Below are 12831 nucleotides of genomic sequence, written 5' to 3'. Positions count from 1 at the left end.
GCGGTGCCCCTTCAGCAGTCGTGCCGGTACAACTCACGCTTGTCGATGTAGCGCACCACGCCGTCCGGCACCAGGTACCAGACCGGCTCACCGTGGACGACCCGGGCCCGGCAGTCCGAGGAGGAGATCGCCAGCGCCGGCACCTCCACCAGCGACACCCCGCCCTCCGGCAGCCCCGGATCGGCCAGTATGTGGCCGGGCCTGGTCACCCCGATGAAGTGCGCGAGTGAGAACAACTCCTCGGCGTCCCGCCAGGTGAGGATCTGGGCGAGCGCGTCCGCGCCGGTGATGAAGAACAGGTCCGCGTCACTGTTCAACGCGCGCAGATCGCGCAGCGTGTCCGTGGTGTACGTGGGGCCGCCCCGGTCGATGTCGATACGGCTGACCGAGAACTGCGGGTTCGACGCCGTCGCGATCACCGTCATCAGATAGCGGTCCTCGGCCGGGGACACCTTCTTGTGGCTCTTCTGCCACGGCTGCCCGGTCGGCACGAACACCACTTCGTCCAGGTGGAACTGCGAGGCGACCTCGCTGGCGGCGACCAGGTGACCATGGTGGATCGGGTCGAACGTCCCGCCCATCACCCCGAGCCGCCGCTTGACGTGCCCCTTCTGCTCTTCCATGCGAGCAGACCCTACTGGGCCCGGCCCGGCGCCGGGACCCATGGAGAGTGTGACCTCGGTCAGCGGTCCCGGTTGAAGCGCGTGGTGATCCACAGCAGCAGGAAAAGGATCACCAGGGCCCCGCCGCCGGTCATGTAGGGGCTGATGCTCGGATGGTTGTCGACGTGCTCGCCCTCGGAGGCGAGAGTCGTCAGGGCGTGCACGGCGCTGTAAGCGGTCATCGCAGGCAGAACCTATCCGGGTCGAGGCGGGCAAGTGCGTCCGCCACATCGTATGCGAGCCGGATCTCAGTCCTGCTTGTACCCACGCAACAGGAACCAGGCGAGCAGCACGGTGCCCACGATGCCCACCACGAGGACGATACGCAGCAGCGCGCCCGGCCCGGTGTCCTCCTTGGAGACGGCGACGAGCACTTCGTTGAGACCAGTCATGTCAGTCATGTCAGGCATCCCTCCACGCTAACCCCCGCCCCGCGGACGGCTCCGCCCGGCCTACGCTGGTGGGGGCATCGACCATGCAGTCAAGCCGAGCGGTTCGGCGAGGGGGCCAGATGAGCAACAGCGACATGTCCAACGGCGGGGGCGGCGGCTCGGAGCGGGTGCCGGGGCGTGACCGGCAGCGGTTCCCGGGCATCTCCTCACGCGCGTACGAGCACCCGGCGGACCGCTCCGCGCTGGTCGCGCTGCGCAAGCTGACCGGCTTCGACGTGGCCTTCAAGGCGCTGAGCGGGCTGCTGCCCGAGCGCAGCCTGCGGCTGCTGTATCTGTCCGATTCGGTGCGGGTGAGCGACCGGCAGTTCGCACATCTCCACGACATGCTCCGGGACGCCTGCTACATCCTGGACCTGGACAAGATCCCCGCGATGTATGTCACACAGGACCCGAAGCCGAACGCGATGTGCATCGGCATGGACGAGCCGATCATCGTGGTGACCACCGGCCTGGTCGAGCTGCTCGACGAGGAGGAGATGCGGGCGGTCGTGGGCCACGAGGTGGGCCATGCGCTGTCCGGGCACTCGGTCTACCGCACGATCCTGCTGTTCCTGACCAACCTGGCGATGAAGGTCGCCTGGATCCCGCTCGGCAATGTCGCGGTGATGGCGCTGGTGACGGCGTTGCGCGAGTGGTTCCGCAAGTCGGAGCTGTCCGCGGACCGCGCGGGGCTGCTGGTCGGGCAGGACCTGAAGGCGTCGATGCGCGGGCTGATGAAGCTCGCGGGCGGCCACCACCTGCACGAGATGAACGTGGACGCCTTCCTGGAGCAGGCCGAGGAGTACGAGGCCGGCGGCGATCTGCGGGACTCGGTGCTGAAGATCCTGAACATGCTGCCGCGCACCCACCCGTTCACCACCGTGCGCGCCGCCGAGCTGAAGAAGTGGGCCGCGACCCGCGACTACCAGCGGATCATGGACGGTCACTATGCGCGGCGCGACGAGGACAAGAACACCTCGATCAGCGACTCCTTCAAGGAGTCGGCGAACCACTACGCGGAGTCGGTGCGCGGCAGCAAGGACCCGCTGATGGCGTTTGTGCGGGATGTGGCGGGTGGCGCGGGCGACCTGGGCAGCAAGCTGCGCGAGAAGTTCACGGGCGGCGGCGCCCCGTCCGCCAAAGAGGCGCCCAAGGACCCCTCCCAGGGCCCGGCCCGGGATTCGGGCCGGGATTCGGGAAGGGATTCGGGCCAGGACTCCGCCGAGGGCGGCCCTGGCGACGGCACCCCGCCCCAGGCCGGTCCCGAGCCGGATCGTCCGTAGCGGTGAGGAGGCCGTAGCGGTCGGGAGGCCGTAGCGGTCAGGAAGCGGACCCCGACAGGTGCGGCATGGCTTGTGGAGAGAGCACGCCGCACAGGGACGCCTTGGTGCGGCCGGAGGTGTACGGGTCGGTGCCGGGCGGTGCGTCGCCCTTGGCGCTCTGCCCGGCCAGCAGCGGCCGCAGGTACCCGGCGGCGTTCGCGGCGCACGCCTGCGGGCCCGCCAGCACCGAGCTCTGCGCCACCTCCAGGTGGTGGTCGCGCAGATCGTCGCGGTCGAAGCGGAAGCGCGTCTCGCGCCGTACGGTGAACAGCGAGGCGTGGTCGGTGCCGCCCTCGTGGGGCCGCCGCACGGCGTAGACGAAGGTGTGGTCGGCGGTGACCTCCAGGGTGGCGGCGTTCCGCTCGATGGCCGTGAGGGTGCCGTGGACGCGCACCACGGGCGCGGCCAGCGCCACCTCGGCCGGGTTGAAGCGGGTCAGCCAGCCGGTGGCCGCGTACCGGCCGTCGTCGACCGGGTGTTCGAAGCTGCGGTCGAACTGGTCGAGCTGGTCGGGGTCGAGCAGCAGCCGTACGGAGCGCGCCTCGCCGCCGGTGAGCACGGCCGGGTCGAGCGACGACTTGACGAGGTATTCCTTGGCCGTGGTGAGCGCGGTCATCACCTGGCTCTCGGAGAAGCTGTGGGTGCGCCGCACACCGGGCAGGGTGACGCCCTCGGCGCCGGTGGCGTACGTGGCGGCCGGGCTGTTCTCGAACAGGGCCGCGGGCTCCCCGCCGGGCACCTGGCCGCGCGGCGCGAGCGGCACCACGCTGCTGCGCATCGGCTCGACGGCCTGTGGCGGGGGGCTCTGGTAGGGGTGCCGCACGCCCATGTAGACGGCGGCCGCGAAGGCGAAGGCGATCAGCAGCACCAGGAGGACGGCCTGGCGCGAGGCTCCCGCCCGCGCCCAGGCGTGGCGGCTGCGCACCGCCCTGGCGTGCTCGCCCATGCGCTCCTGGGCCGAGAATTCCTGGAGCCGGGCAGCGCGGACGAACGACTCGTCGAAAACGACGGAGCGATACTCGTCGTCACCACCTCCCGGGACGCCCTCGGGGGTCCCCTCAGGAGGGTTTCCACGCCCGGTCATACCTCAAGAGTAGGTCGCGACAGCCCCCGGTAAACGCGGTGATACTCCACAACTTCGGTCACAGACCCGGCCAGGCGCCCCGGGCGCGCGCCCCGGACCCGGCTCGTTCAGGGCCGGTTCACGGCGAGGGCGGCACCGCCGTGGCGGTGGCGACCGGCGCATCCGAATCAGCGGACCCCGACGGCCCTGACGGCTCCGTCCGCCCCGACGGCACGTCGGCCGGGCGGTCGGCGGGTGTGGCGTCCACGCCGGTGCTGGCGGGCGGCGGGGCGGGGTTCTGGCGGTTGCCCGAGGCGCCGCGGTAGACGGCCGTGAAGGCCAGCGCGACCACCCCGATGCCCATCAGGACGGCCAGCAGCCAGGCCACCGGGCGGTGCCAGCGGGCATGGCCGCGGTAGGGGCGCCCGGCGCTGCCGTACCGCCCGTACGGGCCATAGGCGCCGTCGGCGTCCCGGTCGTGGCCGAATCCGTCGGCCGGGTCGCCGTCGTCGTCCTCATAGCCGAACTCGCCGTCGGGGCCGTAGCCGTCGTCGTAGAGCTCGTCCTCCGGGGAGACCCCGGCGGTGCGGCGGCGGGACGCCTCGGCGTCGGCGCGGGCCTGTGCGGCGGCCAGCATCCGCTCGATGGCGGTGGGTTCGTGGATCGCGGCGGATCGTACGAAGTCCTCGTCGAATACCACGGTGGCGAACTCGTCGTTCGCTTCCCCGTGGCTGCGGTCGTCGGGCTCCTCGCCGTCCGGGAACGGCTTGCCTCCCACGTCGTCCGGCACCCATTCAGAGTAGACCGGACGGGTCAATTTGGGCAGGGTGAAATGGTATTCGGGGGAACGCAGGGCTGAGGCGGGGCGCCGCAGCCATCACCCGACCGAAGTACCCCGTGACGGTCCGCGGCATCCCCCGTTCGGGGGACGCCACTCAGCGCGTGTGACCGTCTCCGGTGACGATGTACTTGGTGGAGGTCAGCTCGGGCAGGCCCATGGGGCCGCGCGCGTGCAGCTTCTGCGTGGAGATGCCGATCTCGGCGCCGAAGCCGAACTGGCCGCCGTCCGTGAACCGGGTGGACGCGTTGACCGCGACCGTCGTCGAGTCCACCAGCTGGGTGAAGCGGCGGGCGGCCGCCTGGGAGGTGGTGACGATCGCCTCGGTGTGACCGGAGGACCACAGCCGGATATGGGCCACCGCGGCGTCCAGGGAGTCCACGACGGCCGCCGCGATGTCGTACGAGAGGTACTCGGTCTCCCAGTCGTCCATCACCGCCGGGACGACCGTGGCCTTGGACCCCTCCAACTGCTCTGCGGCGGCCAGCACCCGCTCGTCGGCGTGCACCGTCACCCCGGCCTCGGCCAGCGCGTCCAGCGCGCGCGGCAGAAACTCGGGCGCGATGTCCTGGTGCACCAGCAGCGTCTCGGCGGCGTTGCACACGCTGGGCCGCTGGGCCTTGGAGTTCACCAGGATCTCGACCGCCATGTCGAGGTCGGCCTGCGCGTCCACGTACACATGGCAGTTGCCCGTGCCGGTCTCGATGACCGGGACCGTGGACTCCTCGACGACGGTACGGATCAGCGACGCGCCGCCGCGCGGGATCAACACGTCCACCAGGCCGCGGGCGCGCATCAGCTCGGTCACCGACTCCCGGCTCTCGCCCGGCACCAACTGCACCGCGTCCGCGGGCAGTCCGGCGCCGCCGACCGCGTCGCGCAACACCTTCACCAGCGCGATGTTGGACTGGTACGCGGACGACGAGCCGCGCAGCAGCACGGCGTTGCCCGACTTCAGGCACAGCGCGGCGGCGTCCACCGTGACGTTGGGCCGGGCCTCGTAGATGATTCCGACGACACCGAGCGGCACCCGCACCTGGCGCAGGTCGATCCCGTTGGGCAGGGTCGAGCCGCGCACCACCTCGCCGACCGGGTCGGGCAGCGCCACCACGTCCCGTACGTCCGAGGCGATGGCCCGCACCCGCTCGGGGGTGAGGGTCAGCCGGTCGACGATCGCCTCGCTGGTGCCGGCCTCGCGCGCCCGCTCCACGTCGACCGCGTTGGCCTCGAGGATCTCCTTGGTCCGCACCTCGAGCGCGTCGGCCATCGCCAGCAGCGCGTCGTCCTTGGCCGCGCGCGGCAGCGGGGCGAGGTCGGCGGCGGCGGCCCGGGCCCGGTAGGCGGTCTGGAGGACCGGGGACTTCGGCCAGGGGTCGGTGAGGGGCGAGGTCGGTGCGCTGGTCATGCATGAAGCCTACTGAGCGCCCGGCCCTGTGCCGTCCGCCGTCCCGCTTTTCGAGACGGAATTCTCACGACGGGGAAAGCCGCGCCATAGGGACGCGCCGTCAAGGAACACGAGCCCCAGGGGCGCCCCGGGTCAGTACGGGTGCACCCCCACCGGCGAGGCCGGCGGCGGGCCGTACCCCTCCGCGACGCGCTGGTGATAGGTCTCGCGGTCGATGACCTCGAGGCCGACGATCTCCCAGGGCGGCAGCTTGGCCGTGGACCGGTGCTCGCCCCACAGCCGCAGGGCCACCGCCGCCGCGTCGTGCAGGTCCCGCGCCTCTTCCCAGTAGCGGATCTCGGCGTGATCGTTGGCGTAGCGGCTGGTCAGCAGGAACGGATGGTCATGGGCCAGCCGCTCGAGCGCCTGCCGGACATCCCTCAGCGGCGCCTCGGCACCGGAGAGGCTGAGGGTGACATGCCACAGGCGGGTGGCCTCGACGGGCGCCTCCGCCGCGCCCACCGCCTCCGGCACCTCCCTCGCCCCGGCGCCACCGGTTCCGACGCCGGGACCGGTGACGACACTCGTCGCGGTCCCGACACTGGTAAGGGTGCGCGCCGCCGCTTTTTTGGGCGGCGCCCCCGAGCGCCCTCGTCTCACCGGCGGCCTCCTGTTGCTCGCTGCCCCGCTCACGCCCCACGCGGAGCCGGTGTTGTGCTGCGGTTACCCGCGGTTCGGCGTACGGGCCCGCTGCCGGTGCGGCCCCGTGCAACAAAGTTGACCAGCCCACGGGAGGCCGCGGGGCGGTTTTCCGGAAGCTCTCCGTTGAATGAACGGACTTGTCGGATTTTCTCTCCCCTGAGTGACGTCCGTCACCTGTGCAACACGACCAGGTCGTCCCGGTGTACGACCTCGCGCTCGTACGCCGGGCCCAGCTCCCGGGCCAGCTCGCGGGTCGACCGCCCGATCAGCCGGGGAATCTCCTTGGCGTCGAAGTTGACCAGCCCGCGGGCTACGGCCCGCCCCTCGGTGTCGCGCAGCTCCACCGGGTCCCCCGCGCTGAACTCGCCCTCCACCGCCGCGATACCGGCCGGCAGCAGCGAGGTACGGCGCTCCACCACGGCCCGCACCGCCCCGTCGTCCAGGGTGAGCGCCCCGCGCGGGGCGGAGGCGTGGGCCAGCCACAGCAGCCGGTCGGCGGAGCGGCGGCCGGTGCGGTGGAAGAACGTGCCGGTGGGGCGGCCCAGCAGGGCGTCACCGGCCCGGCTGGCGGAGGTGAGCACCACCGGGACACCGGCCGCGGCCGCGATCCGGGCCGCCTCGACCTTGGTCACCATGCCGCCGGTGCCCACCCCGGAGCGGCCCGCGCTGCCGATCGAGATGCCGTCCAGGTCCTTGGGGCCGGTGACCTCGGCGATCCGGGAGGTACCGGGGGTCCGGGGGTCGCCGTCGTACAGGCCGTCCACGTCGGAGAGCAGCACCAGCAGATCGGCCCGCACCAGATGGGCGACCAGGGCCGCGAGCCGGTCGTTGTCACCGAAGCGGATCTCGTCCGTGGCCACCGTGTCGTTCTCGTTGACGATCGGCACGGCCCCCATGGCCAGCAGCTGGTCCAGCGTGCGGGTGGCGTTGCGGTAGTGGGCGCGGCGGCTGGTGTCGTCGGTGGTGAGCAGCACCTGGCCGACCCGGCGGCCGTAGCGCGCGAAGGAGGCGGTGTAGCGGGCCACCAGCAGGCCCTGGCCGACGCTGGCGGCGGCCTGCTGGCGGGCGAGGTCGCGCGGGCGCCGCTCGAGCCCCAGCGGCGCCAGGCCCGCGGCGATGGCACCGGAGGAGACCAGGACTATCTCCTTGCCGTCCGCGTCGCCGGGGCCGCCCGGGCCGTCCGCGAACTTGGCGAGGACGTCGACCAGCGCGTCGACCCGGTCGGCGTCCAGGCCCCCCGCCGCGGTGGTGAGGGAGGACGAGCCGACCTTGACCACGATCCTGCGGGCCGCGGTCACCTCGTCCCTTACCGCCGCGGACCCGTCCTGCTCGCTCACACCGCTCCTCTGCTCGTCCCCTGGTCTGCTGCCCGTCCACGCCGTGACGAGCGCACTCCTACACACTCATCATGACAAGCCGGCAATGTACGTCAGCCACGGCATCGCACGCCCGCGCATTTCAGCCCCTGGACGCCACCGGGACTCGCCCCTGGACGCCTCCCACGGACGCCTCTGGACCGACGGGCCACACCCTGGACGCACCCGGGGGCCCTTCGGCCGCCCGAGAGTCGCCCACAGGCCGCCTGCCGGACCCCTGGATGCCTCCCCGGCGTCGCCCGCCGGTCGCCCGGAGCGCCTCGGGCCGATCCATTGGACCCGTTTCGAGGCGGTTGGCGCGGGCGCGGATTGTCACCGGGCCTGGCGGCGGCATACGGTCAGGGGTCCCCCCATACATTTCCCTCGTTCTCCTGCCAGGAGCTCAACCCGTGCCCTCTGCCGGAACCGCCCCCCGCCGGGCCGTACAGCTGGCGGCGCTACTCGCGATGCTGGTGTTCTTCACCACACAGCTCGTCGGCGCCGTACTCCCGAACGTGCCCCTCCTCATCGCCGCCTCGGCGGGTGGCCTCGCGCTCGATCTCTATCTCCAGCATCAGCAACCGGGACTGCTGTCGCTGCTGAGCAAGGTCCGCCTCGATGTCACGGTGCGCCAGCTGTTCAGAGACATGCTCATCATGGTCGGACTGCTGCGCATAGAGGGCATCGACCCGCTGCACGAGCAGGCGCCGCTCACGGTCGGGCTGCTGCTGTTCTATGTGACGCACTTCGCCTGCCAGGCCGTGGCCATACTGGTCCGCCGCACCCGCCAGCTGCCGTTCGTCACCCGCAACATCGACGCGTCGGCGCTGGGACTCAGCGACGCCCCGCCACGGCTGTTCGCCCGCCAGCACGGCCGCCGGCTGGTGCGCCTGTCGGTGCCGGTCACCGCGGGCCTGCTGATCACCGCGGGCACCGAGGACGCCGTGTGGGGCGCGATCGGCGTGGCCGTCGGCCTGCTGATCGCGATCGCCGGCACCGTCCACCTGGGCACCTGGCTGCTGCCGCGCAAGCGCGTGGCCGGCGAGGCCAAGGCGCTGGCGTGGCTGGACACTTGGCTGGCGGAGTACCAGCCGACCGTGGGCATGTACTTCTCCGGCGGCACCACCTCCGCCTACCAGGCGAACATGTGGCTCTCCACGCTCGCCGCGCTCGACGGCAAGCCGATCATCGTGCTCCGTGAGCGCTTCATGGTGCAGAAGATCGAGGCGACGGACGTGCCGATCGTCTGTCTGCCGAAGGTCGCGCACCTGATGCGGCTGGAGCACTCGACGCTCAAGGTGCTGCTGCACCCGGCGAACTCCGGCAAGACCTCGCAGGTGTTGCGCATCCCGTCGATCAAGCACGCCTTCATCAACCACGGCGAGAGCGACAAGCTCTCCAGCTGCAACCCGTACGCCAAGGCGTATGACGAGGTGTGGGTCGCGGGTCCGGCGGCGCGCGAGCGCTACCAGCTCGCCGACATCGGCGTCGAGGACAAGGACGTCGTCGAGGTCGGCCGCCCGCAGCTGGCGCCGATCCGCCCCTACGCGGCCACGCCCACCGGCGCGCTCGGCGGCGCGGGCGAGGAGCACTTCACCACCGTGCTCTACGCGCCGACCTGGGAGGGCTGGGACGGCAACCCGGGCAACACCTCGGTCATCCTGGCCGGCGAGAACATCGTCCGCGAGCTGCTCGCCGACCCCAAGGTGCGCCTCCTCTACAAGCCGCACCCGATGACCGGCTCGGTCGAGCCGCGCGCGGGCCGCGCCAACGAGCGCATCCAGGCGATGATCGTCGAGGCCAACGCCAAGCGGAGCGGCGCCCGGCCCGGCCCGGAGGCCACCGCCGAACTGGCCCGCCGCACCGATGAGCTCAACCGCCTCACCAGCGCCTCCTTCCGCCCCAGCGCGGACGAAATCGAGCGGATGAACCTCCAGGGCTCCCCGGACAAGGACCGCGCCGCGGTCGTCGCCGCGGCCACCGCGGCCTGGGAGAACGCCTATTGGGCGTCGGTGCCGGTGTGGGAGCACCAGATCATCACCGGCCCCCGGCCCGCCATCTTCCCCTGCTTCAACCAGTCGGACCTGCTGATCAGCGATGTCTCGAGCGTGGTCTCGGACTACCTGACCAGCGAGAAGCCGTACGCGGTGGCGAACACCAGCGGGCTCACCGAGGCCGAGTTCAAGTCGGGCTTCCCGACGGTGCGCGCCGCGACCATCCTCGCCCCGGACGCGAAGGGCGTGACCGAGCTCCTGGAGTCGGTCCGCGACCCCGAGAAGGACACCCACGTGGCCGCCCGCGCCGAGCTGAAGGTGCATCTGCTGGGCCCGTCCGACCCGCCGTCGCTGGTGCGCTTCGACCAGGCCGCCCAGGACCTGTGCGCCGAGGCCGACGCCCGCCGCGCCCGGATGGCCACCCGGCTGGCGGACGAGATCCCCGCGCAGCGCGAGGCCAGGGACGCCGCGGAAGAGGCGGAGCTGGAGTCGGGCTCGCCCGAGGCGGAGGAGACGGCGGCGGTCTGACGCCGCACACGCCCCACACCGACTCAAGAGCACGGCGAGGGCCCCGGGAGTTTTCTCCCGGGGCCCTCGCCGTGCTCTGGGCGTTTAACGCGCCGCGCTCGCCCTAGAAGGGGTTGAACGCGTCGTACTCGGCCTCGGCGTCGTCCCGCTCCGCGTCACGGTCACGGCGGCGCTGGGCGGCCGGGCGCGGGGCCTCGAAGCGGTGGTCCTCGCCGCGGCGGCCGAGCATCTCCGCGCCGGCCGTGATGGTCGGCTCCCAGTCGAAGACGACGGCGTCGTCCGTGGCGCCGATGACGACCTCGTCGCCCGACCGCGCCCCGGCCTTCAACAGCGCCTCCTCGACGCCCAGGCGGGCCAGCCGGTCGGCGAGATAGCCGACGGCCTCGTCGTTGTTGAAGTCGGTCTGGTGGACCCAGCGCTCGGGCTTCTCGCCCACCACCCGGTAGAAGCCGTCCTCGGCGACGACCTTGAAGCCCGCGTCGTCCACGGCCTTCGGGCGGATGACGATACGGGTCGCCTCCTCCTGGGGCTTGGCCGCCCGCGCCTCCGCGACAATCTTCGCCAGGGCGAACGAGAGCTCCTTGAGGCCGTGCCGGGAGACCGCCGACACCTCGACGACCTGGTAGCCCCGGGCCTCCAGGTCCGGCCGGATGATGTCGGCGAGGTCCTGGCCGTCGGGAACGTCGACCTTGTTGAGGGCGACCAGCCGCGGCCGGTCGCCGAGGCCGCCGTACTGCGCCAGCTCCGCCTCGATGACGTCCAGGTCGCTCAGCGGGTCGCGCTCGGACTCGAGCGCCGCCGTGTCCAGGACGTGGACGAGCACCGAACAGCGCTCGACATGGCGCAGAAACTCCAGGCCCAGGCCCTTGCCCTGGCTGGCGCCCGGGATCAGGCCCGGCACATCGGCGATGGTGTAGACGGTGGAGCCGGCCGTCACCACGCCGAGGTTGGGCACCAGGGTGGTGAAGGGATAGTCGGCGATCTTCGGCTTGGCGGCCGAGAGCACCGAGATCAGCGAGGACTTTCCGGCGCTCGGGTAGCCGACCAGCGCCACGTCCGCGACCGTCTTGAGCTCCAGGACCACATCCCCGGCCTGGCCCGGCTCGCCCAGCAGCGCGAAGCCGGGGGCCTTGCGGCGGGCCGAGGCCAGCGCGGCGTTGCCCAGGCCGCCGCGGCCGCCCTGGGCGGCGACGAAGGTGGTGCCCTGCCCGACCAGGTCGGCCAGGACGTTGCCCTGCTTGTCGAGGACGACGGTGCCGTCCGGGACGGGCAGGACCAGGTCCGTGCCGTCCTTGCCGGAGCGGTTGCCGCCCTCGCCCGGCTTGCCGTTGGTGGCCTTGCGGTGCGGGCTGTGGTGGTAGTCGAGCAGCGTGGTGACCGACTGGTCGACGACCAGGATCACATCGCCGCCACGGCCGCCGTTGCCGCCGTCCGGGCCGCCGAGCGGCTTGAACTTCTCGCGGTGCACGGAGGCGCAGCCGTGGCCTCCGTTACCCGCGGCGACGTGCAGCTCGACGCGGTCCACGAAGGTGGTCATGACGCTGTGCCTCCAAAGTAGCTACGTACGGTACGCCTTACGTACCGAATGTCTTAGGCGTAACGCACCGAGGGCGGACCCGCTTCCCCGTCACGGGAAAGAGCGGTCCGCCCTCGGAAAGGTGTGTGGTGTCGCCCCGGGCTGATTACTCAGCGACCGGAACGATGTTCACGACCTTGCGGCCACGCGCGGTGCCGAACTGCACCGCACCGGCGGCCAGCGCGAACAGCGTGTCGTCGCCGCCACGGCCGACGCCCGAACCCGGGTGGAAGTGCGTGCCGCGCTGGCGGACCAGGATCTCACCCGCGTTGACGACCTGGCCGCCGAAGCGCTTGACGCCGAGCCGCTGGGCGTTGGAGTCGCGACCGTTCCGAGTGGACGATGCGCCCTTCTTGTGTGCCATGTCTCCTCAGTCCCTTACTTCGCAGCCGCGTCGATGCTGGTGACCTTCAGCGCGGTGTGCAGCTGACGGTGACCGATCCGCTTCCGGTAGCCGGTCTTGTTCTTGTACTTCAGGATGTCGATCTTGGCGCCCTTGTGGTGGTCCACAACCTCGGCGTGCACCTTCACCCCGGCCAGCACCCACGGGTCGCTGGTCACGGCGTCACCGTCGACAACGAGCAGAGTCGAGAGCTCCACCGTGTCGCCGACCTTGCTGCTGGACAAACGGTCGACCTCGATGACGTCGCCCACGGACACCTTCTGCTGGCGGCCGCCGGTGCGCACGATTGCGTACACGCGGTTCTCACTCTCTCGTCAGTAATCGGGACCTCTGATGCCAGCCACTCCCCACCGACCGGCACGGTCAGTGGTTCACCGATCACCTGCGTACACCCGCGAAGGGATGCCCGGGCAACGGCGAGCGGCCTCTCCCGGCGGAGCGGGAGGGATTTGCTCAGGGGTTTGGCGTACAAACGCCGACGGTCAAGGTTACGGGGCCGGGACCAGGGGGTCAAACCGGGGCCGGGGCGGGGGCGTCCGCCCCTGTCGGGTGGACAGCCCCCGCCCCGGATCC

Annotated in this window: 13 protein-coding genes; 2 read left to right on the top strand and 11 right to left on the bottom strand. The window is 71.6% G+C overall.

The annotated features are described in order from the left end of the window. Nucleotides 1-11: 11 nt before the first annotated feature. From nadD to ABTY62_RS07650, 3 genes are all read right to left on the bottom strand, one after another. Nucleotides 12-623 carry a nicotinate-nucleotide adenylyltransferase gene (gene nadD / locus ABTY62_RS07660; protein WP_352128479.1) on the bottom strand — a complete coding sequence of 204 codons (612 nt, stop codon included), beginning with the start codon at nt 621-623 and terminating at the stop codon, nt 12-14. Between the two features lie 59 nt (nt 624-682). Continuing rightward, on the bottom strand, nt 683-844 hold the full coding sequence (locus ABTY62_RS07655) for a hypothetical protein (protein ID WP_311722467.1): 162 nt from the start codon (nt 842-844) through the stop codon (nt 683-685). 66 nt (nt 845-910) lie between these two features. Then, complete coding sequence (locus ABTY62_RS07650) at nt 911-1063, bottom strand: hypothetical protein (RefSeq protein WP_352128663.1); 153 nt, start codon at nt 1061-1063, stop codon at nt 911-913. Between the two features lie 110 nt (nt 1064-1173). On the opposite strand from ABTY62_RS07650, the gene ABTY62_RS07645 reads away from it, so the two are divergent. Next, complete coding sequence (locus tag ABTY62_RS07645) at nt 1174-2376, top strand: M48 family metallopeptidase (RefSeq protein ID WP_352128478.1); 1203 nt, start codon at nt 1174-1176, stop codon at nt 2374-2376. Nucleotides 2377-2413: 37 nt separating this feature from the next. Here ABTY62_RS07645 and ABTY62_RS07640 read toward each other — a convergent pair whose 3' ends face one another. From ABTY62_RS07640 to proB, 5 genes are all read right to left on the bottom strand, one after another. Next, nucleotides 2414-3499 carry an SCO2583 family membrane protein gene (locus ABTY62_RS07640; protein ID WP_352128477.1) on the bottom strand — a complete coding sequence of 362 codons (1086 nt, stop codon included), beginning with the start codon at nt 3497-3499 and terminating at the stop codon, nt 2414-2416. A 118-nt stretch (nt 3500-3617) separates the two neighbouring features. Next, nucleotides 3618-4268 carry an SCO2584 family spore wall biosynthesis protein gene (locus ABTY62_RS07635; protein ID WP_352128476.1) on the bottom strand — a complete coding sequence of 217 codons (651 nt, stop codon included), beginning with the start codon at nt 4266-4268 and terminating at the stop codon, nt 3618-3620. Between the two features lie 145 nt (nt 4269-4413). After that, nucleotides 4414-5721: a glutamate-5-semialdehyde dehydrogenase gene (locus tag ABTY62_RS07630; protein WP_352128475.1), complete on the bottom strand. Its 1308-nt coding sequence runs from the start codon at nt 5719-5721 to the stop codon at nt 4414-4416. Between the two features lie 132 nt (nt 5722-5853). Continuing rightward, nucleotides 5854-6360, bottom strand: a complete 507-nt coding sequence (locus tag ABTY62_RS07625; RefSeq protein ID WP_352128474.1) for a DUF8830 family protein — start codon at nt 6358-6360, stop codon at nt 5854-5856. A 212-nt stretch (nt 6361-6572) separates the two neighbouring features. After that, nucleotides 6573-7700 (bottom strand): glutamate 5-kinase, encoded by a 1128-nt coding sequence (gene proB / locus ABTY62_RS07620; protein WP_352128648.1) that lies wholly within the window; start codon nt 7698-7700, stop codon nt 6573-6575. Between the two features lie 467 nt (nt 7701-8167). Here proB and ABTY62_RS07615 point away from each other — a divergent pair, with 467 nt between their 5' ends. Then, on the top strand, nt 8168-10279 hold the full coding sequence (locus tag ABTY62_RS07615; protein WP_352128473.1) for a hypothetical protein: 2112 nt from the start codon (nt 8168-8170) through the stop codon (nt 10277-10279). A gap of 103 nt (nt 10280-10382) precedes the next feature. Here ABTY62_RS07615 and obgE read toward each other — a convergent pair whose 3' ends face one another. From obgE to rplU, 3 genes are all read right to left on the bottom strand, one after another. Next, on the bottom strand, nt 10383-11816 hold the full coding sequence (gene obgE, locus ABTY62_RS07610) for a GTPase ObgE (RefSeq protein ID WP_352128472.1): 1434 nt from the start codon (nt 11814-11816) through the stop codon (nt 10383-10385). Between the two features lie 145 nt (nt 11817-11961). After that, nucleotides 11962-12219, bottom strand: coding sequence for a 50S ribosomal protein L27 (gene rpmA, locus ABTY62_RS07605; RefSeq protein WP_206348754.1), 258 nt, complete (start codon nt 12217-12219; stop codon nt 11962-11964). A gap of 14 nt (nt 12220-12233) precedes the next feature. Continuing rightward, nucleotides 12234-12554 (bottom strand): 50S ribosomal protein L21, encoded by a 321-nt coding sequence (gene rplU, locus ABTY62_RS07600; RefSeq protein WP_311722456.1) that lies wholly within the window; start codon nt 12552-12554, stop codon nt 12234-12236. Nucleotides 12555-12831: the final 277 nt, after the last annotated feature.

This window comes from Streptomyces sp. NPDC097640, from assembly GCF_040302705.1.
Taxonomy (GTDB): Bacteria; Actinomycetota; Actinomycetes; order Streptomycetales; family Streptomycetaceae; genus Streptomyces.
Note: the sequence above shows the minus strand (reverse complement) of the source record. Positions and strands in the feature narration are given on the sequence as shown.